The organism is Nostoc sp. LEGE 12454 (genome assembly GCF_056620565.1).
The window spans coordinates 1-25,977 of record NZ_JBWQXL010000060.1; the positions used below are offsets into that span (position 1 = coordinate 1).

A 25,977-nucleotide genomic window follows, 5' to 3' on the forward strand; every position below is an offset into this window, starting at 1 on the left:
TGAACCAACTGACGGGAAAGCCTCAACCAGAGAATTTTACCCCTGGCTAACATATTTTTAGCAATCACTTGTCATTAATGAAGGTATATAAATGTCTGAAATGTCTTACCGTTCACCCTATTCATAGCTTTTCGTAAAAAAATGAAATCAGAATGAAATTTTGCTATGCCTAAAGATAGATATGTGCAATAGGGGTACAGTTATTTATAATCTTTTATACTTAGAATTATTGGAGAACCATTCTCGCTTCAAAACTGGGTAAAGTCTTTGGGGTTTGCGTTAGGATTTACGCATAAAGATTGTCTAGAAAAATTGAGCGCAAATTTACTATTAACGCTGCCAATCATACATTAATCGTCCATGCCGATCGCGCACAAGTTCCCAGTCTCCATGACGATATCGTTGTCCGTGATAACGTATAGAGCGATAGCGTCGTCTATAATAATGTCGTCGATTCCGCTGGCGTTGATAATAATATCTTCCAGTTCGCTGCCGTCTATGATAACGTCGTCGATTTCGTCTGTGAGCTAACAAAAACTCTTCACTTTGCTCTCCAACTAATTTTGTCTGTGCGTCAATACTCTGCTCATTGAGAACATTGTTGAGAGTGTTCTCTTTGGCTTCAACCAAAGTAGGTGGATAAATGAAGGCTAATAACAGGAACGCAATTGAAGATAGCTTTTTGAAACGGTTCACGTCTTTGCTTTTCCTAAACTATTGGTAATAATTTTATTTAATACTTAAGTTTAGTAATTATATAGTTCAAAATTCACAAACTTGAGGAACGCAAATGTAATTAAAAGTACATTTATAGGACTCCGATTTGATCAAGGAAGGCAGGAGGCAGGAGGAAAACTGCCCGGTTGTTGCGTAGTCGAAACACTGTTTACTGCCGTGACCAAAGGGAACAGGGGTTAAGATCCCCACCAAATTTTTAATTTGGTGGCTTCTATTCAGGAGGGGTTTGAATCCCTAACTGAGGTGAACCTTCTGCCCTCTGCCTCCTGCCTTCTGCCTTCTTCAAATCGCTTGTTATAGTTGCTTTAGCATTATTAGTAAAAAAAAAAGTTTGAGTTTTATAAGCAATGGCATACATTCCAAAGAATGCAGAGTGGTATATCGCTGAATTGGCGATCGAGTGTAAAGTTGAAGGAAATCCACACAATGTTGTTCATGTAAATATTGTTCTTGTACGTGCTTCTTCACCAGAAGAGGCTTTTGAGAAAGCCGAAGAACTTGGTTATCAAGAGAACAGCACATATCTCAACCCCAAAAATCAAACCGTAACTTTTACTTATAGAGGCTTACGGCATCTTGATGTGATTCATGATGAATTAGAACATGGTGCTGAACTGATGTTTGAAGAAAAAATTGGTATATGTGAAAGCGAGTTACAACAAATGCTGACTCCAAAATCTCAGCTAGCTATTTTTCGTCCGTTAAAACCAATAGATCCATCTAAGCCGGACTATAGCAGTAAAGAAATTATGGATGAAGTCGCAAAAATGATGAGTGGCGATGGTATTATTGAAAGACTTTAAACACTTCAACCCAACAGTGCATTCGCTATCCTAAACCTTTATAGAGCTAAGGTCATAAATACGCTGTTTGGGTCATCAATGTAGTTAGCAAAAGAGCCTTGGTACTCGAACCTATGCCGTATGTACAAGGCTCGTGCTGGGGCGAACTCTGAAATTGCTCCTGTTTCCAAATACGGCTTCTTTTATAATGTGTTCAAGAAGCCATAGTTAATTAGTTTTTTTGCAGATTGCTAATTGTAATAAATATTTCATCATCAGCGATCTGGCTATTATAATCAATGTTAATTTGAGTTGGATAACCAAGTACTGGATCGTATTGTACAGTCAAGTTTGCTGCTTTACGAATGAGCGCATCCCTAATGATATTAAAGAGTTTAGGAATTGTATTATATCTTTCAAACAATTCTGCCTCAGCTGGCTTTTGAGTTGCTTTATAAGTAATAGAACTTGTGACTCGATTACGCACTTTAATAATCACTGGTTCTGTGGCTTTAGGTAAACAATTGCAACTTCTAGTGAATTCATAGCGATAGTTAGAGATTCTTTGCCGTTTCCATAATCGGTAATTAATCTTAAATTGTTCTAAGGTTAAACTACTAGGCGCGGGGGTTTTGGCTACCTGTATAGGAGGAGGTTGAGATATTACAGGTGCACTAAAACCTAAAGATGCCACTAAAACAGCACTAATTGCAATTGGTAAGCGCATATAAATTTATTCTTAACTCCAACTGCTCACTTTAACGTAGCTTCAAGATGATTGCCAAAACATTGAAATTATTTGTGACACTCAAAGCTGGTATGGGGATTTTCAGCTTCATTGGCGATCGCGGCTTAAAGGCTGGTTCCGGGGATAAACTATCGCCTACAGGAACATTCTAAAACTTGATCCCACAAAAAGAATCAACCAAACATTTGATAGGTGTCGTGTTAGTTTTACCTGGTTGCAATTTATCTCCTGTTAAATCTTTCCTGCGGAACGCTGCGCTAACCTGTGACGGGAATCCTTTGACTCCATTAAGATAGATTCAAGTTCCCAGGAGCAATTCTCCTGAACAGGGTTTAGATTTTGGAAAAACCCTTTGTTCTTCACATCGGGTTATCAGTTGTATATGTTTTCTGAAGTTAAAAAATGTCTTATGTTAGCCGTACCTTTGGCAGCGGCACAACTGGCTCAATCTGCAACTGGTTTTGTCGATACGGTAATGATGGGCTGGTTGGGAAGTCAAACCATTGCATCTGGAGGTTTGGGAGCTGTTATCTTTACTTTTTCTCTGTTGATTTTTACTGGTATCGTTTCTGCTGTCAGTCCGTTAGCTGCCCAAGCTTATGGAGCCGGAAATAGAGAAAAAGTTGGCGTAATTGTCCGGCTTGGACTAGGAATATCTCTGGTGCTAGGAATACCAATTACATTGCTGCTTTACAATGGAGGTGCTTTACTACTTTTACTAGGACAGGATGCTAACACAGTAGCACTAGCAGAGATTTATTTAAGAGCGATCGCACTGGGTTTTATTCCTGGTTTGGGCTTTGCAGTACTTAAAAGCTTTCTTTCTGCTCTGTTGCAACCGCAATTAATCATCGTGACAGTGGTTTTGGGTACTCTGCTCAACATCACAGCTAACTATGTGCTGATGTTTGGCAAACTGGGATTGCCGGCGCTGGGTTTAGCTGGTATCGGTTGGGCAAGCACGCTTTCACTTTGGAGTATGTTTGTTGCTTTGACAGTTTATATATGTAATCAGCCTCGCTTTGCAGTTTACGGTATTTTTCAACCTTCGTCTTACAAAGCTTTTCCTCTAGAGAATCGCCGGATCGTTGGCGAGATTTTTCAGGTTGGATTGCCCATCGGGGGTCTGATTACGGTCGAAGGTGGACTGTTCACTGTTGTGACTTTGTTGATCGGACAATTGGGAACCAATGCCCTGGCTGCCCATCAAATTGCTTTACAAACAATTTCGATGTCATTCCAGATGGCACTAGGTATTTCTCTAGCGACAACAGTTCGTGTTGGACAGTTAGCCGGACAGAATGACCTAGTTGGCACTCGTCTAGCTGGATATGTAGGTATTGCCATTGCAGCTTTATCTATGAGTGTAGTAGCCATTGCATTTTGGCTAATACCAAAGTCAATTATTTCTCTTTATATTGACATCAACAATCAGAACAATGCAGATGTAGTTGCCCTCGCGGTGAAATTGCTAGCAGTCGCGGCAATTTTTCAAATAGTTGACGGCGTGCAAGTGACTGCCGCAGGAGCATTACGCGGACTCAAAGACACTCGAATCCCGATGTTGATTGGCATTTTTGCTTATTGGTGTGTTGGCTTATTCGCTGGTTATACTTTTGGGATCTCGTTGGGGTCTGGAGCTATTGGTCTTTGGTGGGGATTGGCTATTGGTTTAGCGATCGCTGCAATCATCCTAACTTGGCGATTTAGCACCAGGAAAACTAATAACTGATAAACACAGATGAAGCTAAAGGGAAAAGTTCTCAAGCAACTAAATTATAGTGACTTAGGTTGAATGGAAAAACAAATTTCAGGTAACGGATTAACTAAATTTCAAGTACTGATTATGGCGATCGCATCTGGTGTGTGTGTTGCTAACGTTTATTATAATCAGCCAATTCTCAAAGATATTGCATCTTCTTTTCAAGTTAGTGAAGGTAAAGCGGGTAGCATATCTGTGCTTTCACAAGTTGGTTACGGTTTTGGGCTTTTCTTTTTAATCCCTTTAGGTGATAAAATCAACAAAAAAACATTAATTCTTTCCTTACTTCTATGTTTGTTCTGTTTGTTGATAGCGATGACGTTTTCACAAAATATCGTCCAGGTTTGGATATTGAGCGTAGCAATTGGAATTACAACAGTCTCCGCTCAGGTTATTCTTCCCTTAGCAGCAAGTATAGATAGAGTAACTACAGGTCAAACTGTAGGTAGTATTTTTACTGGTATATTGATTGGAGTTTTAGGAGCAAGGGTTTTTAGCGGATATATTGCTGAATCCTTTAGTTGGCGTTATGTATATGGATTTTCAGGAGTAATGATTTTAATTGTTACTGTGTTACTAAAGATTTACTTACCTAATGTAAATAATGAATATAGTGGTGGTTATTTTGATTTATTAAAATCAACGCTTCAACAATTAAAACGTTTTTCATTATTGAGAGAAACATCTTTAATTGGGGGATTAATGTTTGGTGTCTTTTGCTCGTTTTGGACAACGTTGACTTTCCATTTAAGCGGAGCGCCTTTTAATTTTCAATCTGACACAATTGGGATGTATGGCTTTGTGGCGATCGCAGGTGCATTAATGGCACCAATTTTTGGTAAATTAGCCGATCGAGGTAATTCCCAACGCTCCTTAACTATTTCTGTATCTCTGGTGATTGCAAGTTTAGTAATTGCTAAAATTGCTTCTAGTTCAGCACTGGCGATCGCTGTTGCTGTATTGTTACTAGATGTAGGCGTACAGGCAATTCAAGTCACCAATGTCGCAAGGATATACACTCTTGATGCTCAATCAAATAGTCGCATCAATACAGTTTACATGACTGCCTATTTTATCGGTGGTGCTGTAGGTACTAGCATTGGTCTATTATGCTGGCATCTTGGTGGCTGGAATTTGGTGACTTGGCAGATGTTAGTTTTTACTTTGCTTGGATTTATTGTTATAGTCAGACCCAAAACCACTACGGCAAGCATAAATAATAAATAATTAAGGCAATGCTATAACATCTGCGATTCAACATTAACATTTTACCTTTAGCGTTGCTCTATGCAAACAACGTAGATTACTGAGTCTCCTTGTTTTAACTTCACCACTTTACAGTGTCAAGAAAGGTTGTGATGGAATGGCACGCTTGATAACGGCAAACCCCTTATATATCAGGCTTTTGGGTGTGGGGTGTCGGGTGTTGGGTGTAGTGAGGAGAAAATTTATTTCTATCCCCACTCATATAAAATTTTCTTGATTTTTCCCTACACCCAACACCCTACCCCCAACAAGATAGCCCAGACGAGCTTTCAGCTTTTCAAGCGTGCCATTCGGTTGTGATGTTAGTCTACATAATCTGTTGGTATTTGCGAATCAGGAGTGTTATTTGAAACTATTGGGCGGCTACCATCTATCTCTAGAGTATCCTGAACTTGAAAGTTACTCTTGGCGATCGGACGTTGACCATCTATATCAAGAATTTCCTCAACCTCTAAATCACTAGGATCAATTGGACGCTTACCATCTACAGGTAGGATCTCATGTTCTTCAAAATTACTTTTAGCGATCGGGCGTTGACCATCTATATCAATTGTTCGATCGCTATGATTTTCATCTTTTACAATTGGGCGTTGACCATCTATATCAATTGTTTCCTTAATCTCAAAGTTACTTGGATCGACTGGACGCTGACCATCTATATTAATTGTTTTAGTTAACTCTTTGGGTTCCTTAGATAATGAATTTATATTACTTTCATCCTCTTTTTTATCCCGATTTAAATTATTGTTATTACTCTCAAGTTTGTTTTTTTTATCCATGTTTTTTATTGTTATTCTAGACTATTTATCTGCTGTAGATATCATTTTAAAATTATTTATCTTTCTAGCTAAAGAGACTAAGTTGAGGTAAATAGCAAGAAAATTTGTTTATTTACTAAGAGGATGTTTTAAAAGTTTTTTCGTCGGTAGCAAAACGTTATCGAGCCTCCCAACCCCCCGATAAATTGGGGGCTTTAATTCCGATTCCCCCATTAAAAAGGGGGTTAGAGGGGAGCTAAAAGTGTCTAAAGTCACAGAGAAATACTTTTCAAACAACCTCTAAGATACTGAAGTAGAATCAAAAAATCCTCTACCCCAGCACAGAATATATCTCTGACTTTAGAGGTATTTTCATCTTTCAAAAAATACTTAATTAAATTGCTGGAGGAATGTGAGATTTTCTAACGCACCTAAATTTTTTGTGCCTTTACGTGAACTTCTAAATATTTTTATGCAAGTCGTCTAGCTTATTTTCATCCCAAATCAATGTCGGTGCTGCAACAACCAAGTAAACTTATTCTTGTGGTGTAAATACAAATTAAATTTTTGTATGTTTTTATACTTCTAAGTAACCAAAAAACCCCTCGTATTCAATTACAGAAAATTATAAGTAGTTATAACAAATTATACATAAAATTCATAAAAATATTGACAAAGTATTTTTATTTTGCCAAAACGTTTATATCAACAATCAGCTATTAGCAATCATTACGTCATCTTCCAACTCAGGGGAGAATGCATACCGCATTTTCACTTAATTTTATACTGCTTAGTTTTACTTACTAAGTATTATCTCTGCTTCATTCCTTTACCAATGAGACTACATGAGCATTCGCTTTTTCCATATTCCTTTAAGGAAAATAATCCGCTTTTCTATACTCGCTCTAGCTACGACTGTAGCACTTACAACCGTTGAACCTAGTCGCAGCAGTACATCTGGGTATCAATGGAATCAAGTCTCTATAGGAGGAGGAGGCTATGTTACCAATATTTATCTGCATCCTTTAGAGAAGAATTTAGCCTACATTAGAACCGATATAGGTGGCTTCTATCGTTGGAATTCGTTAGAGAAGAGATGGATTCCATTAATAGATCACTTTGGGTCTGATAAAAGTAATTACTATGGCGGAGAAGGATTAGCGCTTGACCCTAGCAATCCAAATATTGTCTATATCGCAGCAGGCAAATATACTGGGGCTGGCTTAGGAACAATCTTCAAATCGACCAATAAAGGTCAAACCTGGAACAAACTGAACATAGATTTGCCAATGGGTGGCAACGAAACTAAGCGATGGACGGGGGAAAGGCTGGGAGTTAATCCATTTAATACTAATATCATCTTCTTTGGTTCGCGTTTGGATGGGCTATGGAAGTCGGTGAATGCTGGTCAAACATGGAACAAAGTAAGTTCTTTCTCTGGAAAACCTAATGCATCCATTGGTATTACAGGAATTTTGTTTAGCAAAAAGAATGCTGGCTTGGTTTATGCAAATGCCTATGGAGACGGAATATATAAGTCTACCGATACAGGTGTTACCTGGAGCAGAATAGCTGGAAGCCCATCAAAAGCAAATCGAATGGCGCTTAATAGCAATGGAGTACTGTATGTAACGCACACTTCAGGAGTTAGCAAATATGCAAATGGGGCTTGGAGCAATATTACGCCGACTAACATCAAAACTATTTCATTTAATGGGCTTTCTGTAGATCCCAAAAACTCTAATCACGTTTTAGTTACTTATGACCAATACCATGAAAGTACTAATTACTCTAGAGTCTTTCAATCTACCGATGGTGGCGCTACATGGCAACAGAAAAGCCATTCATTTAATCCTCAAGTACCTTGGTGGCCAAACTGGTATTTTGCTTCTGCGGCCTCAGCGATTGAATTTGACCCAAATATTGCTGGCAAAGTTTGGTTAACAGACTGGTTCGGAACCTGGCAGGCAGACAATATCAATGCTAACAAGCCTATGTGGTCTAACTATGAAAAAGGACATGAGGAAACAGTTGCTTTTGAACTCATCTCACCTCCAAAAGGCTCACTATTGTTAAGCGGTGTAGCTGATGTAGAAGGCTTTAACCATGGCCAGAAATTAGATACTTACCCATCTACTCAATTGGGTGGTAGTAACGGCCCTTGGTATCAAGAAACATACAGCATTGCCTACAGTGAAAAAGATCCCTTGCGCATGGTACGCGTTGGCGGACATCGAGGGTTCAATACCTTTACAGGAGCAACTTCCACAGATGGCGGACATACCTGGAAAAACTTTTCCTCCTTTCCGCAGAATACTATGCCACTACGGGTAGCTATGTCTGCAACTAATCCAAGTTTGTTTGTAGCGATCGCCAGCGAGAAACAACCTATACGTACAACTAACGGTGGAGTTTCTTGGAGTGGAGTATTAGGTTTACCCAACGGTTCTAAAGGGCCGTGGTATTGGGGTCAACCATTGGCATCAGACAAAGTAAATGGCAATATTTTTTACTACTATAGCGATGGCAAAGTCTACCGCAGTAAGGATGGAGCTGCATACTTCAGTGTTATCAACTCAACACTTCCTAGCGAAAATTGGTCTATGCTTAAAACAGTTCCGGGGGTGAGTAACGAAGTTTGGATAAGTCTCGATTCTAATGGGCTTTATCGTTCAACAGACGGTGGTGCGAAGTTTGCCAAAATAGCTAATGTGGAGAAAGCTAATTTATTTGCTTTTGGCAAGCCACAAACAGGAAGTAAAATTCCAGCACTATATTTATATGGCAGAGTCATTGGTATGGGAAAAGGAATTTTCCGTTCTTTGGATCGAGGGCAAACATGGACAAACATCTCTAATCCTTTATATCCCATCGGCAATGTCCCGAACGTGATGGAAGCTAGCAGACAGCAATTTGGGCTAGTCTTCATTGGCACCGACGGCAAAGGAATCTACTATGGAAAACCAAATTAATCTAGAGACGTTGCATTCCCTACAGAATTGTATGTCATTACCTGGGTATCGCTGTTGTCGCAAGAAGTTATAAGTTTAAGATAACGTAGAGGCTTTGGCTTCCGCAGGCTACCGCAAAGGAAGAGAAATGAGAAGAGAAGAGTTTGATGTGGGAGAGTATGTCGATCTGATGGGGTTGTTGTTGGATTTAGAGATTGGAGATGAGTATCGTGATGGTGTGGTGGTAAATTTTGAGAGAATTAGGGCGATCGCTAATCTTGTAAATTCTTTCCCTTTACCAGAGGAAATTGAAGTTGCAGCAGTTTTTGAACCGTAATTGCTTCAAGAATAGCTATGTTGATGTTTTAGTGAAGCAAAAACTATTGCTGACTGCTATTACTCAAAAAGCTAAACGCGCTATCTCTTAATATTTCAGCATGAATTTTGATTCAGCCGATGCCATAACAATATCAACTGCTGTACGCGAAGGTAAAACTAGCGCTGTGGAAGTTACCAAAGCTGCGTTAGCACGAATAGCAACGCGAAATCATCTATTCAACTGTTTTACGACTATAACTGCTGAGACAGCTTTAACAGATGCAGCACTGATTGACAGGGAAATTGCCCAAGGTAATCATCCTGGAGTGCTTGCTGGTGTGCCTTTTGCGGTGAAAAATCTCTTCGATATTGCTGGTTTTACGACTTTGGCTGGATCGAAAATCAATGCAGAAAACCCAGAAGCTACTCAAGATGCAACCGCAGTAGCGAAGTTGAAGCAAGCGGGGGCTGTTCTGCTTGGTGCTTTGAATATGGATGAGTACGCTTATGGGTTTGTAACAGAAAACTCCCATTACGTGGAAAAGGAGACTCGATTTCATAAACAACAGAAGGCTGAAAACCAAAGCGAGTATAGAAGTGGGGATGACCAAGTACAATTACTAAGGCTTCTTTCTTTGCTTCTGCTATTTTTAACCCTGCTTTTATTAGTGCGCTGCCAATTCCTTGTTTTTGAAACTGTGGACGAACTGCCAAAGGCGCTAAACCAAGTACCTGGAGTGTTTCTTCACCCACTAGGTCAATGTAGCTGAATAAAATATGACCGACTACAACATTTTCAACCTCTGCAACTAGAGAAAGTTCGGAAATATAACGGTCAGAATTGCGAATATTCTCTACAAGTTTAGCTTCGTTTTCTTGCCCAAAGGCTAATGTATTCACCTCAGCTATTGCTGTGTAGTCTGACAGAGTTTCACAACGAATATTCATATTGATTACGTAGCAAGAATTTAATGGTTGTTTAGTACATTTGCACGGTGGACTTCAGTTTAAGTTTTAGCCATCATTGAAAATAATTGTTTTGTTTTCACGCACCACTTATCCTGATTAGACCCCCAAAAAGACTTAGTATCAGACATCCTCTAACTTAATTGATTGCGAAACTTGCTAAGACTAATAGTTAATAACACAACAGCAATACTAAGCAATGCCAGAATATGCATCCATAACACTTCTAAACCAACCCCTTTAAGTAAAATCCCTCGAACAATGGCAATGTAATGACGTAAGGGATTTAGTAGAGATAGAACTTGAAAAAAGGGGGGCATGGCCTCGATAGGGGCAAGCACCCCAGAAGTCTGCAATATCGGCATATTGACAAAAAATGACATCAATACCACCTGTTGTTGCGAACTGGAAAACATCGCCAACAGAATACCTATACTGATCCCAACCAGCAAATAAATAATTGATAGCCCAAAAAATAGTAGAAAATTTCCACGCAACGGTAAGCCAAAGACCAATTGTCCTAAAGTCAAAGCTAGCAGAATATCTCCCATGAGCAAAAACGCTAAAGGCAAAATTTTGCTTGCCACAATTTCCCAGTTTGCGGCTGGTGTCATAAGTAATTGCTCCAAAGTTCCGCTATCTTTCTCTCGCACAACAGCAACTGATGAAACTAGTGTTCCAACAAGCGTTAACACTAAACCCATGACTCCCGGCACAAAATACCAGCTACTTATTAATCCCGGATTATACAAAAACACCACTTGGAGTGATACCGGAAAATTCAACTGGGTTTGCCCAAAGTTACGATTATAATTTTGAATAATCTGAGTCATGTAGCCACTAGCAATGCCTGCGGCGTTTGCATCTACTCCATCAATGAATACTTGAATCTCAGCTTCTTTTGTTGCCAGCTTTCTAGGAAATTCTGGTGGAATAATCACCCCTAGATTGAGTTTGCCTTCTTCTACTTGACGGCTCAAATCTTTCTCAGTTGTTGGTACAGATTCGATGGTAAAAATGCTATTAGAGGTCATTGCCTGAACCAATTCCCGACTAGCACCTACATTCGCATAATCAATAACACCCAATTTCAAATTATGTACATCGGGATTAAGTGCAAATCCATAAAGTAATAATTGCATCGTTGGTGGTATAATTAGCAGAATAATTAACTGCTTATCTCGCAAAATTTGATTGATTTCTTTGCGAAGTAATGCCCAAAAGGAGCTATTAAATAGGCGTGAGAAAAACATATTGCTTAGTAGCTGCAACAGCTAAGAATAATACAATTTAATAAGGTAATTGCATTCTACCTAAAGCACGACGGGTTATATCAAAAAATACCAATCCGAAAACAATCAGTACGACTATATCAAACCAAACTCCTGCCCATCCAGTACCCCTGACAAATGCATCACGAGTAATATCTATAAAATAGCGGGCGGGAACTATGTTAGGCATAAGTGACAGGGGAAAGGGAATGTTGCTAATAGGATAAATAAAACCAGACAGTAATAGAGAGGTAACAAAACCGATCACAGAGACACTTTGTACAGCAGCATTTTGGTTACTGCTTCGTACCCCAAATAGCAAACCAAACAAAACACTGTCTGTAAGAAAAAGGAGAGTTCCTATTAACAAGGTGATAGAATCGCCTACTAAGCTAACCTGGAAAATTAGCGAACCTAGACCCATGACTATGAATGCTTGAAGGATAGCTATCAGTAGGTAAGCCAGTCCTTTACCAAGTAACAGTTCAGTTGCACTGATACTAGAAGCGTAAAGTTGTAAGATAGTGCCTTTCTCCTTTTCTCTCACCATTGAGATTGCTGTCAGTAAAGACGGAAAAATCCATAAAACCACGGCATAGACTCCCGGTACAATATACAGGGACTCTAACCGACCGGGGTTAAACCATAAACGAATTCTAGGTGTGACGCTGTTATTAAATGTTATCAGTCCTTGCTCCTGCATAAAAAAACTCGTCACTCTTTGAATGCTGTTTTTTATGACACGAGCATTATTGGCATCCGTACCATCAATCAGCACTTGCACCGTAGTATTTCTACCAGCTTGCACATCTCGACTAAATTGAGGAGGGATAATGACTGCTGCCTTGGCAATGCCACGGTCGATCGCATCCCGCACCGGGTCGTTTCCCGACCATTGGGTGGGCATAAACTGATTGGTGGCGTATAGTCGCTCAATATAGCTATTGCTAATGTTTGTGCGGTTAAAATCTTGCACGATTAAGGGAATATTTTTACTTTCTAACCGGATTGCGAACCCAAAAATAAGTAACGTCATAAATGGCAGTATAAATGCCAACCCTAATGTCAGACGATCGCGCTGAAACTGTACTAGTTCTTTGGTAAACTGAGCAAAAATCCGTTTCATAAATATAAAAAATATAAAAAAATTCTAGTGTTGCGATCGCTGTACTATACCGATGAAAGCGTCTTCTAGGGAAAAAGAAATGGGGCGGACGCGGGAAATGGTGATTTGAGCAGATTCTATCAGCTTTAATAGTCGAGGAAGTTCTCGATCGGGGTCGTCAAGGACAATGTGTAAACTATCGGCAAAGATGGAGACACGCCAAGGATCGAGGTGTTGTTTGAGTAAATCGGCAGCAGCTTGGTTTTGGTTGACGATCACCTCCATAAGTTTTCCTGGTTGACTGGCTTTAATCGAACTGGAAGAACCAGAAATGACGGTTTCTCCCGCAACCATAAAACTCATGCGATTACACTGTTCAGCTTCTTCAAGGTAGTGCGTGGTTACTAAAATAGCTGTCCCGTTGCGGGCAAAGTCATTAATCAGCTTCCAAAACTGGCGGCGTGCAAGCGGATCGACCCCTGATGTTGGCTCATCAAGGAATAGAATATCTGGTTCGTGCATTACCGAAGCACCAAAAGCAACTCGCTGCTTCCAACCACCCGGTAGCTGTCCGGTAAGCATCTTTTCCCGTCCTTCTAACCCACAGATGGCAATCACCCAATCAATTTTCTCCTGGCGTAGTTTGCGGGGTACACCATAAACACCGCAATAAAACTCCAGATTTTCCAAAATCGTTAGGTCATCGTAAAGGGTGAATTTCTGGCTCATGTAGCCAATACGCCGCCGCAATTCAGTACTACGGAGGTTGCTTGTTTCGCCCCCAAGAGAAATGACACCACCACTGGCTTTCAGCAATCCACACAACATTTTAATTGTGGTGGTTTTCCCAGAGCCATTGGCACCTAAGAGTCCGAATATTTCGCCGTGGCGCACCTCAAGGTTGACGCTTTTGACTGCTTGAAAATTGCCAAAAAAGCGGTTGAGGTTGTGAGCGTATATGGCAATGGATGAGGAACTAGGATTAATTTCTCTATCGCCTGCTGTTACGGTTAACCTGTAGTTCTCCAATTTCCATTGCTGGTTTGTTGCCTTAGCTCTCGGAAATGGAAGAAATTGCGTTGCTAACCCCTGTTGCCGTAAATGGGTAACGAAGACGTTTTCTAATGTGGGGCTATTAGACTCAATACTAAAGGATGATAATTCTTGCTGTTGCAGCAGCTCTTGCACCTGTCTACGACCTAAAGTCATATCCTTGACAAGGACATCAAGGCGATCGCCAAATGTTTGCACATCTACAATGTTTGCTTCTGCTGTATCTAATAATACTTGCTCGCTTAATTGCAGATTTGAGGTATGAACTTCTAGGCGATGTAAAGCTAAACTGGAGCGTAAAGCAGCAGGAGTACCAATTTTTTGAATTTGACCTTCATACATCAAAGCTACGCGATCGCACCGTTCTGCTTCATCTAAGTAAGGTGTAGCAACGACAATGGTCATACCTTCCGCCGATAGTTGCGCTAGCACATCCCAGAACTCTCGCCGTGAAACCGGGTCAACACCTGTGGTCGGTTCATCCAGTAACAAGACTTGGGGCTGTGAAATTAAAACACAGCAAAGTGCTAGTTTTTGTTTCATACCGCCTGAGAGTTGTCCAGCCTGCCTCTTTGCAAACTGCTCTAAGTTCATCAAGCCTAGTAAGCGATCGCGACGCGTCCAAAACAAATCATTTGGCACTTGTCGCAAGCCAGCTGCATAACGTAAATTTTCATTAATGTTGAGATCCAAATACAGAGAAAACTGCTGCGTCAAATACCCCGTTATTGAACGAGCATCCCTTGCAACCTGACCAAATATCTGCACTTCTCCGGCGGTGGGTTCCATCACGCCACCGAGAATATGAAAGGTTGTGGTTTTCCCTGCACCATCAGGGCCAATCAGCCCAAACATCTCACCCTGTTGCACTGTCAAATCAATCCCCCGCACTGCGGCTAAACGACCATAGTGCTTGTGCAAGCCTCGAATGTAAATGCTTTGAGTTGCAAGACTTGGGGTTTGAGGTAAAACTTGAGTGCTACTTGTGACTTTGCGATCCATTATTCACCCTTCAATAGAATCTCTGCATCAGCTGGCATCCCAATCTTGGCACAGGGTAAATCTGCACCAGTGTAGGGTTGTTTGGGGTTAAAGCAGCTGGCAGGGTTTTCAACACTTATGCGAATACCGACAACTTGCCTGACCCGATCCTTTTGAAAATAGATATTCTCAGGTGTAAACGAGGCTTGGGGATCGATGGCAATTATTTTACCTTTAAGGGGTTTATTAGGCGCAGAATCTAATAAGATTTTCGCTACTTGTCCTTGGCGCACTTTGCCAATATCCCCTTCCGGGATAAAACCCCTCAAATAAATGGTATAGGGATCGATCACCGTCAGAATTTTCGTTTGACTATCCACCACTGCACCGGGTTCGACACTGCGGGCAGTTACAACACCGTTTAGAGGACTGACAACATTTAAGTCTTTATTGGAATCTTGAATTTGGGTAATGAGTTGTTGTTTTGATGCCAACGCAACTTTCACCTTTGCCTGAGCAGATTTTACTTGCGCCCAAGCAGATTTCATTTGAGCAGATGTTTGAGCGCGCTTTCTTCTTAAAGCTTCTAACTGGGCGTTCCTAATACCGGGATTGAAACCGGTTGATTGGGCTTGGGTGAGCGCCGCTTGGGTAGCACTTAACTGCTCAGAAGCCGCATTGACTGCTGCTTGTCGTGCCTGTAAAGTGGCGATCGCAGTGTCGAAGGTAGTTTGTGTTTGGTCAAATTGCTGTTGGGTAACTGCTCCATCATTCAGCAATTTAACATAGCGATCGCGATTTATTTTAGCTAGCTTGACTTCCGCTGCTGCCTGTTTAAGTACCGCCTGCGCTTGTACCACTTGCGCCTTAGCTGCCGCAGTGTTAGCTCGTGCTTGATTAACTTGACCTACCGTATCACCTCGCGACTGCTGTAAGTTAAGTTGTGCTTCAAGGATTTGGCTGTTGACTTCTTCTATTTGGCCTTGTACTCGCTCTACATCTGAACGAGCCTGTTGTTCGTCAGATTGAGCAGACGCAACCTGTGCGTTTGCAGATTGCAGTTGTCCTTGCAGCAGTTGGTCATTGCTGTTATCTAATTTAATTAACTTCTCACCCTTTTTAACCGCAGCCCCTTCGCGTACTGCGATCGACTCAATTCGCCCCGAATGCTTGACGCCAATTTCAGTTTCATAACCTTCAATGCGTCCACTTACTTTGAGTATGTCTGCTCTCGGTTGCGGCTGTAAGCTCCAAAATAGATAACCAATACCTGCGATCGTCACCGTTGCCAACAACAAAGGAACCGTTTTGGTGCGATGCTGCTTTGCTGGTTCTACTGGAGCAGGAAGACTTTCTGTGTATTTAGAGACAGTCTGAGCCATGCTATTACCCTTGATTACTAATTTATGGATTGGATTCCCATCTTGCCGCAAGCCTTAAACGAAAGTTTATACCCCATAGAGGCGCGAAATTATCCCTAACTAAAACAACACGATCTGTGTTGTGAACAGAGCTAAGATAAACACAAAATCAACTGCCGAACCAACTAAAGAGCCAAAAATCTTTGTAGGTAAAGCATTACCAAACAACATTACCACTGTTCCCACAAACATCCAAGGCCATTGGATTTCACGCCAAATGTAGAATCCTGCCACGCCAACTAACAAAGCGATTAAAATTGTCAAAATTGGCGCTTGACTTTTTTTCGGTTTATATCGCAAACTGCCAGCAAAAGTTATTGGTGCTAGTTCCAAGTGCTTAAAATTAGTCACCAATGCCAATCCAATCAAACCAAATGTAATCGTCCAGGAACCAGAGAGCAAAATCGGTTTACTTGCCCACAACACACCAGCAGCACTGGCTAGTTTCACAGCCACTACCACTAACAATGGAATCAATAAATCATGTAATAAGAAGCGCAGACGATTAAGTAATTTTAAGAAACTACCTTCATTAATCAAGCGACCCAGCGAAATAATAAGATTGTCATAGGTCATTCCAGCTACCACTAACAGCAGCAACAATATGTTGGCATGGTGTGAGTGTTGCCATAAACTTATGCTCCATATAGCTAATACCAAATTAGCTACCGTATAGAGTGGATATAAGATAGCCCCCATAATTTAATTCCTATAATTCCTAGTATTTTTAGAGAACGAAAACTTAGAGGATGTTTGAAAAATAGTTTGCTGTAATTTTAATTACATTATTACCACCCTTAATCCCCCCTTTATAAGGGGGGAAACAAGAAAAATCTGGTTCCCTCCCCTTTATAAGGGGAGGGTTAGAGTGGGGTAAAAAATATGTGATCCATCAATCCTGACTTTTCAAACATCCTCTTAGATTACACAGTTAACTTCTATATATTCTTAATTAGGTTCAGCTAATTAACTGAAGCTTTTAAGATATTAGGTATGAGCTAATGATTGCTTGATTGAAAAAGCAATTTTTTATACTTTATCATCACTCTATTTAAAATATTGTAAAGAAATAATTAGTTTTAATTTTCAATTTTTAATTTTTAAATAACTCTATATAAAATTTATTTAAATGTTTAAACTAGCATGAAAAAATAGATTAAATACCATTGATTTAACCTTGAATTCTGAGTTTTAAGTTTAAAAACGTAACTTTTATAGTCAGTATGAAATAATACAAGATATGAGTGAGACTAATACTAATTCTCTATGAAGTTGCACATTATTTTCACCCCTCCCAACCTCACCAAAGCATCAAAGAGGTACCGTAGGCAATAGGATTCTTTTTATGGGTATTCATGAAGAATTGGTATAAGTAAAACACATCTAAATAAAATTTTAAAGCCTTGACTGAAATGAATATGCATTTGCATCGCGCCATTAGCGACATTACAAGCACGACGTTAAAAAATGAAGGGCTAGAGTCAAACTTTAACTCCAGCCCTAAATATACAGCTTTAGGTAATGCCTAAAGCATTAATTTGTCTAAGTGGGTGAAGTAAAACCGAAGGTGGCTGATCCAACCTGTAAGCTGAAAGCTGGTACCGTACCTTGAAGGACACTTTGACTGGTTGCACCGGCATCCGACCTTCCACCATTAGTAAAACCTATGAATGTTGCTGAGGTTGCTGCAGTAATTTGAACACCAGTTCCACCCCCATGAACAGCGTCCAAATCTATAACTGATACTTCTTCAAGCAAGCTAGATTGTAATTCAGCGATTTTGATATTAGCCATAATTTCCTCTTTGAGTTTTCTTGGTAGTACGTTGACGTATCTTATTTACTATGCTTCTAAAATTTTCCCTGATGATTCTTAAGAAGGGAAAGACCGTGAGAAAGCATTAGCATTAAAAGTAATAAGGAAAGATGGCGATCCAACCCCTCCTTGAACGGTACCAATTGATTGAGTACCGTTTACAATACTTCCCGATCCAGCATTTACACCTGTGGCAAGAGAAGTTCCACCTGTAGTCACTTGGAAATCACTACCTCCTCCATTAACTAACCGTAAATCAGCATCAGAAAGTTTCTCGAATTGGCTTTCTGGCTGCAATTCAGATATTTTTATCGTAGCCATAGATTCTATCTATTCAAAAGAGATTAATTGAAATTTGTGCTGTGTATGTTTGAATTTGCAAACATAACTCTAACGGTCAGAGTACTTCCGTTAAATTCTATTACAAAACTTGAAAAAGCTTTAGGTAATGTCTAAAGCATTAAGTTGTCTAAGTGGGTGAAGTACTACCTCGGGCTGTTGTTCCAAACCCTACGAAGGCATTTCCTAGTGTACCACTAATGAAAGTAAAACTGTCTGAAGTGCTAATCGTTGATCCACCACTAGCAAAACCTATGACACCTCCTGAGGTTCCTCCAGCAGCTTGAATACCAGTTCCACCCCCATGAACAGCGTCCAAATCTATAACTGATACTTCTTCAAGCAAGCTAGATTGTAATTCAGCGATTTTGATATTAGCCATAATTTCCTCTTTGAGTTTTCTTGGTAGTACGTTGACGTATCTTATTTACTATGCTTCTAAAATTTTCCCTGATGATTCTTAAGAAGGGAAAGACCGTGAGAAAGCATTAGCATTAAAAGTAATAAGGAAAGATGGCGATCCAACCCCTCCTTGAACGGTACCAATTGATTGAGTACCGTTTACAATACTTCCCGATCCAGCATTTACACCTGTGGCAAGAGAAGTTCCACCTGTAGTCACTTGGAAATCACTACCTCCTCCATTAACTAACCGTAAATCAGCATCAGAAAGTTTCTCGAATTGGCTTTCTGGCAATTCAGATATTTTTATCGTAGCCATATATTCTATCTATTCCAAACAGATTGGTTGAAATTTGAACTGCGTTAGTTCAACAAAATAACTATAAACAATTCAGAGAATTTTGCAACACTTTTCTTGCTAAAGTTTTGTAAATTTATCTTTGATATATTCACTAAAAAACAACAATTTAGGTGGAGAATAACGCCACCCAAATTTTTGTTTTAGTTCTTAATTTTCAGAACAATTAATATGCAAATTACAACTGGTTTGATAATTCACTTTTAGATGAATTATCTAGAACACCAGCACTTTTCACACCATTCTTTATCTAAAAGTGCTTAAAGCAAAAGCACTTGAAGCCAAAGTGGTAAACAAGCGAATTGTTGTTTTATTGGACTATAAAGTTAGCTCGACCTTATCCACTTTTTTAGCAAAGTGAACGTTACCCCAGAAATCTTTGTGCAACAGCAGTTTTACTTTTTTAACTTCATCGATAACCTGTGAAGTTGAAAAAGTATGTGCCACTTATCCACTTTTTTAGCAGAGTGAACGTTACTCCTGAAACCTTTGTGCAACAGTAGTTTTACTTTTTTAACTTCATCGATAATCTGTGAAGTTGAAAAAGTATTTGCCAAAAAGCCAGGGTTTTGCCGGATAAAGCAAACCGAGTTCTTAATTTTGGATAAAGTCTAGCTTAGAGTATGTTTGCAATTCAAACATACTCTAACAGTCAGAGTACTTCCGTTAAATTCTATTGCGAAACTTGAAAAAAGCTATTTAAGGCTAACGTCGTGTTAGTGTTATTTTTTCCTGATTGGTCTTACTGTTGCTTGAACCAAAGTTCCACCCGCTACTGTTTTATTACCAAAAGCGTCTGCTGTTATTGAAGCAGAACTAATAGTACTAGCGTCTATCTTAGCTCCTGTGTCGTCGTAAACAGCTATTGTTCCACTTGTCAATAGTAAAATCGTAGTACCAGCGCCTCTAACTAAGTTTTCTACTTCATCGTCATTTAGAGATTCTAAGTAACTCTGCTGGCAGTCTAAATCACAAATTTTAAGCATACTTTTCCCTTGTTAACTTCCTGTTTACCTTTGATTAACTTCCTATTTAGGATTATTGTCTGAGTACAATCTACCGATTGCTTTTTAGCGCCAAAAAAAGAATAGCACTATTAGAAATTAATAAATAGTAGTTTTACATAAGTTTTTTTTGCATACATCATAAAAAAACCTCGCCCTGTCAAGCTATTTACCTCATCCTGTCTTTAGAGATTGTTTAAAAAGCATTTTACTGTAACTGATTTTAGGTACATTTAGATCCTCTTTAGCCCCATCCCAGAAGCATTTCAGCCCACACAGGCAAGAAGTTTATCAATATTGATAATAGAGAAATCGCTAAGAAGTTGCAATGGAAGTATTACCATTTCTGCGGAGAATATTATTGGCTTTTCACGCGATTTTGAGAATATTAGTGGTTCGCGAATATCATTCGCGAACCGTAAATAGGTAAAATGATTTTCAATTTCAGGTATTAACAAGCGAGTCTGTTACCACACAGAAAAATACTGCCTCTATTCTCCATTGGTATACATATCGTTGGCAGATAGAAGAGTATTATCAAATTCTGAAATGGGCTACAAAGCAGAAAGCGATCGCTTGGTGGGTGAGAGATGTCTTAGATAATAGGTTTTTTGACTCTTATTGCCGCACAACTATTAAGAATGACTTATTTGTATCGACAAAACTATTAAGAATGACTTATTTATAGCGATCAACTATTAAGAATGGCTTATTTATATCGACAAAACTATTAAGAATGACTTATTTGTACTGAAGTAAACTACAAATTCTTACATTATAGATGTTAACTAAATTACAGATGTATCTGCTGCTTGTTAGTACACCTCCAAAGCAAAAAATAATATGGAATTAACTATTGATTGGACAATATCTGCAATAGTGTGGGTAGGAGTATACTTAGAGCATAGAAAAAATAATGTAATTAGGATACAAGTTTTGTGAAGAGGTTGGTTAGAGTTGGAAATCTTGTACCAAACTTGCTTGTTGTATTTTTTATTACATTTTGTTGTATTTTTTATTACATTTTGTTGTATTGTCTGTTACATTTTAAAATTAATGATTTAATTTTAATTGTTTAAAAGCTTTGTAGAGCCAAAAATGGTTCGTATAAATTATTCGCGAACCATATATTTTTTGTTTTATGCCCAATAATTCAAAACCGTCATCCCAGGAAGATTTATATACACGCATACATTGCGTAGTTCAAGCTAAAGAGCATCTGGAAAAAGAAATCCAAGCAATAAGTGCTTCGGGGGAGGTAGCTGCATCTTCCTGTTGGATTGTTCGCTATCTCGCTAAAGGGAGGAAGTCAGTATATTGGTATTATAAGCTACAAGCAAGTGTAGCAATATTTCCAACAAAGACTGATGGTAAGAGTTCTCGTTACAAGCATTTAGGCAAAGCTGGTAGTCAAGCGTACTTAAAGGCTGTAGAACAAATTTTTCTCAGAGCCAAAATTGAAGCATTAGATCGTTCAATTGAAACTCTAAACCAAGGTTTGAAAGATTTAATCCAAGAAACTTCTAAATACAACAAAGATGAGTAGTGGGTTCGCTAACATTATTCGCGAACCATTCCCCTTGTCCACTTTCTGTGAAAAGTCAGGAGTAATATATACAGCAGAATTTAGAATACTTGGTAATGAAGCCCAAACCCTGGATTTACCCCCCTTAATCTCCCTTGCCAAGAGGGGAAATATCTGCTTCTCCTCCTTGCCAAGAGGGAGTTAGAGGCGCCCAGAAGGACTCGTAGCCCATTTGGGCGTGAGGGCAAACTCATACAGTCATAATGCTTTGGCTTAAGTTGACACCAATAGCAAGATGATACCCCACAATATTGAGTAATTTATTTGTTGGAAATCGCTTATGTCTGGATAGTTGCTAAAGTTGATTTCGCGCTTTGAGTTGCAGATATCGCTCAACTAACCGATCGGCAATTTGATTTGCTGGTGCATCTAGTACCAATACACCTTTTTGTTTCAGTTGCGCATAAGCTACTTCTCGTTGCATTAATAAATCTAGTGCTACTGCACGGGTATAAGCACCTGCAACATCATCTATAAAGGTGTGTGCTAGACGATCGACCTGTGGATCTCGCAAAGTCACGCAAAATGGAAGGTAGCGGGGTGCTAACTTGGAGAGTGCGGCTAGGAGTTCTGTAGAGGCAGTGACATCAACTAAGTCAGTAATCACTACCACCAGCGCCCTCCGAGTTTGTCGCTGCAAAACATTTGTCACCGCCCCCAAATAATCAGATTCAAATAATACTGGTTGAATTGGAGTTAGGCGATCGATTAGCTGATTCAAATGATGTTGACCGCGTTCTGGGGGAATCCACGTATGCATTTGGCGGTCAAATACACCAACACCCACGCGATCGCCTCGATGCAAACCTGCCAAAGCTAAAGATAAAGTTGCATTCAATCCCCAGTCAAATCGCTGCAAATTCTGCACTTTTGCCGTCATCAGCCGTCCGCGATCGAGTAATATCAGTAATGTTTGTTCCTGTTCTGGTTCTAGAACCCTCACCAGTGGCATGGCATTACCATAAGCGCCAACCCGACGGGCGGTAGCTTTCCAATCAATAAACCGCAAATCGTCACCAGTGCGATAGTTTCGCAGTTCGGCAAACTCTGTACCAATACCAGTTTTGCGAGATTGGCGCATCGATCCTGATGATTGTAGTGTCAGACGAATTGTCAGCGATCGCAATCCCACTAAATCAGGATAAACTTTCACTGGCAGACTTTGGGGAATTTGCCAATCATCCCAAGCTAATCCCCAAAGCCCCAACTGTCGGACTTGAATATTCCCCCAAGGAAACTCTCCCCGTTGTGTTGGGTGGACAGTATAGGTTAATTCCTCAGTGCTGTTACTGGGAACAATGGCGCTGAGTGCAGGTGCAGACACGCCAAATCCTGTTGGGTAATAGTCGCGGATTTCAATTTGAGCGTCGGTATTTGGCGATGTAACCTTTAGCAGTACGGGATTATCTCGCCCAATGGATAATCGTGATGGTAATTCGCGGGTAATTTGCACGCGAGAACGCCGCACCCGCAAACTATCTGCAACCATCAGTCCGAGAATGATGGCATCAAATAGTACAGTGATGGCGATGGTTACTCTAATGCTGAGAAATAAGGATAGGATCGGGGCGATCGCTGTACCTAAAACCAATAATAAATAAACTCGTTTGGAAGGAACCATTTTTTAGAGCGAAGAGTTAGGAGTTAAGTATCTGACTTTTGACGCTATGTGGAAAAACCAACGCGAAACCTAACCCCCCAACCCCCTTCCCTACCAGGGAAGGGGGAGAATTCAAAGCCTCTCTCCTTGCAGAAGAGAGGAATGGAAGTAAGGTTTTCCAGATCCCGTGAAAAGTCAGGTTAAGTATAAGGTGAATTCAATGTAACCGAAATAAGAAGACTTGCTAAATTCTTATATTTTTTTCTTGTAGAAAAATAGCCACCTACTGTACTATTTTTTTTGGGTGAAGTAGCAAATTATCTTTTGGACGGGTGTATGAGAATCTTGCTAATCGAAGATGAAGAAATTTTAGCAAGTGTCTTGTTGAAGTCTCTGACTAAGCAACACTATGTTGTTGATGTCGTACAAGACGGACAAATGGGTTGGGAATACACGCAAAGTACGAACTATGACCTGTTGCTAATAGATGTCGGATTACCAAAACTAGACGGGATTACATTGTGTCAGCGATTGCGTTCTGGTGGGTGCTTCACTCCGATTCTGCTGATGACGGCGAAAGATGGTAGTAGAGAGCGGATTCAGGGACTTGATGCAGGTGCAGACGATTATCTGATCAAACCTTTAGATTTAGAAGAACTGCAAGCACGAATACGGGCGTTGATCCGTCGAGGCGATCGCCCCTGTACTCCTATACTGGAAGTAGGCGCGCTGCGACTAGATCCCAGTAGTTGCGAAGTCACATATAACAACAAACTCCTGGAATTAACAGCCAAAGAATATAGTCTGCTGGAGCTATTTTTACGGAATCCATCGCGTGTTTTTAGTCGCGGGGATATCATTGAACATTTGTGGACTTTTGACGATCCACCCCAGGAGGAGACTGTAAAATCTCACATCAAATACTTGCGACAAAAGTTGAAAGCAGCCGGAGCAGTAGACTGGATTGAAAATGTTTATGGTTTGGGATATCGGCTGAATCCTGTTGCGGGAAGAGGGGAGCAGGGGAGCAGGGGAGCAGAGGGGCAGAGGGGCAGCACTTCGGCTACGCTCTGTGACCGAGGGGCAGGGGAGCAGAGGGGCAGGGGAGCAGGGGGGCAGGGGGAGGAAGAAAAATCTCGAATTTCTAATCGTGATGTTGAACAGCAGTTTCAGCAAGCGATGGGTGGCTTGTGGAAGCAATATCAAGGGTTGATGGTGCAGCGGTTGACGGTATTGCAAGAATTGGCGGCTGCACTGTCTGGTAAAATGTTGGCTAAGGAGTTACGTCAATCGGCAGAACGAGAAACGCACAAACTAGCTGGTGTCTTGGGAATGTTTGAGCAAGACAATGGTACTCTGCTAGCGCGGGAAATTGAACAGATTTTAGGGAAAGATGGCGATTTGTCAGTAAGTGAAAAGCGGCAATTGCTGACGCTGATTGAAGATTTGGGTAACATCATCAACCTGATGGGGCAAAATGTAGATTACCAAACTTCTACTGCGATCGCACCAGAAATTAGTACCCGATTGATATTAATTGACCCGAATCTGCAACTAGGTTCTCAGTTGCAACAACTGGTTGAGTGTATGGGAATATGCTGGCAGCAAATCAGCAACTTAGAGGATGCAAAAAACTTTCTCCAAACCACATCACCAGATTTAGTAGTGCTAAATATAGATGATATCGGCTGGCGTAAAGAAAGTTTGGCACTACTTTCGGATTTAGCAACACGTACCCCAGCCGTACCCGTTCTGGTGCTGGCTGCAACTGATGAGTTAGTAGAACGCGTAACTTTTGCTCAGTATGGGGCGCGGGGTTTTTTGGTCAAGCCTGTGACAGCTGCTCAAGTTTGGGATGTGTCGTCCCAAATATTACAACGAACTCGTTCTTTACGGGTAAATATACTTGCAGTAGATGACGACCCACTTATTTTAGCAGCACTGCGCCCAATGTTAGAGCCGTGGGGTATGCGGATGACAGGATTAGAAAATCCGCTACGTTTCTGGGAAGTCTTGCAATCTACTAAACCGGATTTGTTGATTTTGGATGTGGAAATGCCTCATATAAATGGTATCGAACTTTGCCGAGCAGTTCGTACCGATCCCCAATGGCAAGAATTACCAATTGTGTTTCTGACTGCTCACCGAGAAATGGAAACTGTGCAGCAAGTGTTTGCTGTTGGAGGAGATGATTATGTGATTAAACCTGTTGTCGGTGCAGAACTATTGGCACGCATTACCCATCGCTTAGAACGCAGTCGTTTATTACAATCGCTTTCTACTAAAGATCCCTTAACCGGACTAGCAAATCAGTTTCAGTCTAACCGCGAATTGCAGCACCTAATTGCTCAATCCGAGAAAAATCAGCAATCTGTTTGCTTGATAATTTTAAGCGTGACTGATTTGCGTCAAATTAATATTAAGTATGGTCATCAGGCTGGAAACCAAATATTGCAAAGATGGAGTCGTTTATTCCAATCGGAATTTTGCAGTGGTGAAGTACTAGGTTATTGGGGTAATGGTGAATTTGTCGTGGGAGTTTCTGGGTTAACCAAAACAGAAGTAAACCATCGCCTTAGTGAGATTTTAACTACCCTCCGCCAGCAAATATTCACAGCCTTTAATGGCGATCGCTTTCAGGTAATATGTAATTTCGCTGTAGTCGAATACCCGAATGATGGGCTAACGATACAATCTTTATACCAAGCTGCTGCTGGGCGGAATTCGTAATTACCATACTGCAAGGGTTTTATT

General features: G+C 40.4%; 23 protein-coding genes and 1 pseudogene. 9 read left to right on the forward strand and 15 right to left on the reverse strand.

The genetic code is table 11. The features are described 5' to 3' along the window. Positions 1-330: 330 nt before the first annotated feature. A complete protein-coding gene (locus AC1F2U_RS31510; RefSeq protein WP_480264688.1) occupies positions 331-696 on the reverse strand; it encodes a hypothetical protein in 366 nt (121 codons plus the stop codon). A 389-nt stretch (positions 697-1,085) separates the two neighbouring features. On the opposite strand from AC1F2U_RS31510, the gene AC1F2U_RS31515 reads away from it, so the two are divergent. Next, on the forward strand, positions 1,086-1,541 hold the full coding sequence (locus AC1F2U_RS31515; RefSeq protein WP_480264689.1) for a DUF4288 domain-containing protein: 456 nt from the start codon (positions 1,086-1,088) through the stop codon (positions 1,539-1,541). Between the two features lie 211 nt (positions 1,542-1,752). Here the strand turns inward: AC1F2U_RS31515 and AC1F2U_RS31520 are convergent, their stop codons facing one another. Then, positions 1,753-2,247 (reverse strand): DUF6174 domain-containing protein, encoded by a 495-nt coding sequence (locus AC1F2U_RS31520; RefSeq protein WP_480264690.1) that lies wholly within the window; start codon positions 2,245-2,247, stop codon positions 1,753-1,755. Between the two features lie 47 nt (positions 2,248-2,294). Here AC1F2U_RS31520 and AC1F2U_RS31525 point away from each other — a divergent pair, with 47 nt between their 5' ends. The 3 genes from AC1F2U_RS31525 (at position 2,295) to AC1F2U_RS31535 (ending at position 5,257) form a co-directional block, all read left to right on the forward strand. Continuing rightward, entirely contained in the window at positions 2,295-2,420 is a 126-nt protein-coding gene (locus AC1F2U_RS31525) for a hypothetical protein (RefSeq protein ID WP_480264691.1), read from the forward strand. Between the two features lie 257 nt (positions 2,421-2,677). Continuing rightward, the gene (locus AC1F2U_RS31530) at positions 2,678-4,000 is read left to right on the forward strand and encodes an MATE family efflux transporter (RefSeq protein ID WP_480264692.1); all 1,323 of its coding nucleotides are present in this window, start codon (positions 2,678-2,680) and stop codon (positions 3,998-4,000) included. 63 nt (positions 4,001-4,063) lie between these two features. Continuing rightward, on the forward strand, positions 4,064-5,257 hold the full coding sequence (locus tag AC1F2U_RS31535) for an MFS transporter (RefSeq protein ID WP_480264693.1): 1,194 nt from the start codon (positions 4,064-4,066) through the stop codon (positions 5,255-5,257). Positions 5,258-5,598: 341 nt separating this feature from the next. Here AC1F2U_RS31535 and AC1F2U_RS31540 read toward each other — a convergent pair whose 3' ends face one another. After that, positions 5,599-6,075, reverse strand: coding sequence for a hypothetical protein (locus AC1F2U_RS31540; RefSeq protein ID WP_480264694.1), 477 nt, complete (start codon positions 6,073-6,075; stop codon positions 5,599-5,601). 824 nt (positions 6,076-6,899) lie between these two features. Between AC1F2U_RS31540 and AC1F2U_RS31545 the strand changes: the two genes are divergently transcribed. The 3 genes and pseudogenes from AC1F2U_RS31545 to AC1F2U_RS31555 all read left to right on the forward strand — a co-directional run. Continuing rightward, a complete protein-coding gene (locus AC1F2U_RS31545) occupies positions 6,900-9,026 on the forward strand; it encodes a hypothetical protein (protein ID WP_480264696.1) in 2,127 nt (708 codons plus the stop codon). Between the two features lie 127 nt (positions 9,027-9,153). Further along, positions 9,154-9,342, forward strand: coding sequence for a DUF4089 domain-containing protein (locus AC1F2U_RS31550; RefSeq protein ID WP_480264698.1), 189 nt, complete (start codon positions 9,154-9,156; stop codon positions 9,340-9,342). Between the two features lie 100 nt (positions 9,343-9,442). Then, positions 9,443-9,859: pseudogene (locus tag AC1F2U_RS31555) on the forward strand (amidase family protein); the annotation flags it as partial. Here AC1F2U_RS31555 and AC1F2U_RS31560 read toward each other — a convergent pair. The 11 genes from AC1F2U_RS31560 to AC1F2U_RS31610 form a co-directional block, all read right to left on the reverse strand. Then, the gene (locus AC1F2U_RS31560) at positions 9,747-10,271 is read right to left on the reverse strand and encodes a GNAT family N-acetyltransferase (RefSeq protein ID WP_480264724.1); all 525 of its coding nucleotides are present in this window, start codon (positions 10,269-10,271) and stop codon (positions 9,747-9,749) included. The pseudogene AC1F2U_RS31555 and the gene AC1F2U_RS31560 sit on opposite strands and share 113 nt — an antisense overlap. 152 nt (positions 10,272-10,423) lie before the next feature. Next, complete coding sequence (locus AC1F2U_RS31565; RefSeq protein WP_480264699.1) at positions 10,424-11,542, reverse strand: ABC transporter permease; 1,119 nt, start codon at positions 11,540-11,542, stop codon at positions 10,424-10,426. Between the two features lie 37 nt (positions 11,543-11,579). After that, positions 11,580-12,686 carry an ABC transporter permease gene (locus AC1F2U_RS31570; protein ID WP_480264701.1) on the reverse strand — a complete coding sequence of 369 codons (1,107 nt, stop codon included), beginning with the start codon at positions 12,684-12,686 and terminating at the stop codon, positions 11,580-11,582. Positions 12,687-12,710: 24 nt separating this feature from the next. Then, positions 12,711-14,720 (reverse strand): ATP-binding cassette domain-containing protein, encoded by a 2,010-nt coding sequence (locus AC1F2U_RS31575; RefSeq protein ID WP_480264703.1) that lies wholly within the window; start codon positions 14,718-14,720, stop codon positions 12,711-12,713. Continuing rightward, positions 14,720-16,081, reverse strand: a complete 1,362-nt coding sequence (locus AC1F2U_RS31580) for an HlyD family secretion protein (RefSeq protein ID WP_480264704.1) — start codon at positions 16,079-16,081, stop codon at positions 14,720-14,722. The genes AC1F2U_RS31575 and AC1F2U_RS31580 overlap by 1 nt, the downstream gene beginning before the upstream one ends. Positions 16,082-16,180: 99 nt before the next feature. Continuing rightward, the gene (locus tag AC1F2U_RS31585; RefSeq protein ID WP_480264705.1) at positions 16,181-16,819 is read right to left on the reverse strand and encodes a hypothetical protein; all 639 of its coding nucleotides are present in this window, start codon (positions 16,817-16,819) and stop codon (positions 16,181-16,183) included. Between the two features lie 843 nt (positions 16,820-17,662). Next, positions 17,663-17,914 (reverse strand): hypothetical protein, encoded by a 252-nt coding sequence (locus AC1F2U_RS31590; protein WP_480264706.1) that lies wholly within the window; start codon positions 17,912-17,914, stop codon positions 17,663-17,665. Positions 17,915-17,992: 78 nt separating this feature from the next. After that, positions 17,993-18,256 carry a hypothetical protein gene (locus AC1F2U_RS31595; RefSeq protein ID WP_480264707.1) on the reverse strand — a complete coding sequence of 88 codons (264 nt, stop codon included), beginning with the start codon at positions 18,254-18,256 and terminating at the stop codon, positions 17,993-17,995. Between the two features lie 148 nt (positions 18,257-18,404). Then, on the reverse strand, positions 18,405-18,656 hold the full coding sequence (locus tag AC1F2U_RS31600) for a hypothetical protein (protein ID WP_480264708.1): 252 nt from the start codon (positions 18,654-18,656) through the stop codon (positions 18,405-18,407). 78 nt (positions 18,657-18,734) lie between these two features. Continuing rightward, positions 18,735-18,995: a hypothetical protein gene (locus AC1F2U_RS31605; protein WP_480264709.1), complete on the reverse strand. Its 261-nt coding sequence runs from the start codon at positions 18,993-18,995 to the stop codon at positions 18,735-18,737. 761 nt (positions 18,996-19,756) lie between these two features. Next, the gene (locus tag AC1F2U_RS31610) at positions 19,757-20,020 is read right to left on the reverse strand and encodes a hypothetical protein (RefSeq protein WP_480264710.1); all 264 of its coding nucleotides are present in this window, start codon (positions 20,018-20,020) and stop codon (positions 19,757-19,759) included. Between the two features lie 1,159 nt (positions 20,021-21,179). Between AC1F2U_RS31610 and AC1F2U_RS31615 the strand changes: the two genes are divergently transcribed. Continuing rightward, the gene (locus AC1F2U_RS31615) at positions 21,180-21,584 is read left to right on the forward strand and encodes a hypothetical protein (RefSeq protein ID WP_480264712.1); all 405 of its coding nucleotides are present in this window, start codon (positions 21,180-21,182) and stop codon (positions 21,582-21,584) included. A gap of 334 nt (positions 21,585-21,918) precedes the next feature. On the opposite strand, the gene AC1F2U_RS31620 is transcribed toward AC1F2U_RS31615, so the two are convergent. Next, positions 21,919-23,244: a DUF58 domain-containing protein gene (locus AC1F2U_RS31620; RefSeq protein WP_480264713.1), complete on the reverse strand. Its 1,326-nt coding sequence runs from the start codon at positions 23,242-23,244 to the stop codon at positions 21,919-21,921. Positions 23,245-23,559: 315 nt separating this feature from the next. Between AC1F2U_RS31620 and AC1F2U_RS31625 the strand changes: the two genes are divergently transcribed. Beyond that, positions 23,560-25,953 carry a response regulator gene (locus AC1F2U_RS31625; protein ID WP_480264715.1) on the forward strand — a complete coding sequence of 798 codons (2,394 nt, stop codon included), beginning with the start codon at positions 23,560-23,562 and terminating at the stop codon, positions 25,951-25,953. Positions 25,954-25,977: the final 24 nt, after the last annotated feature.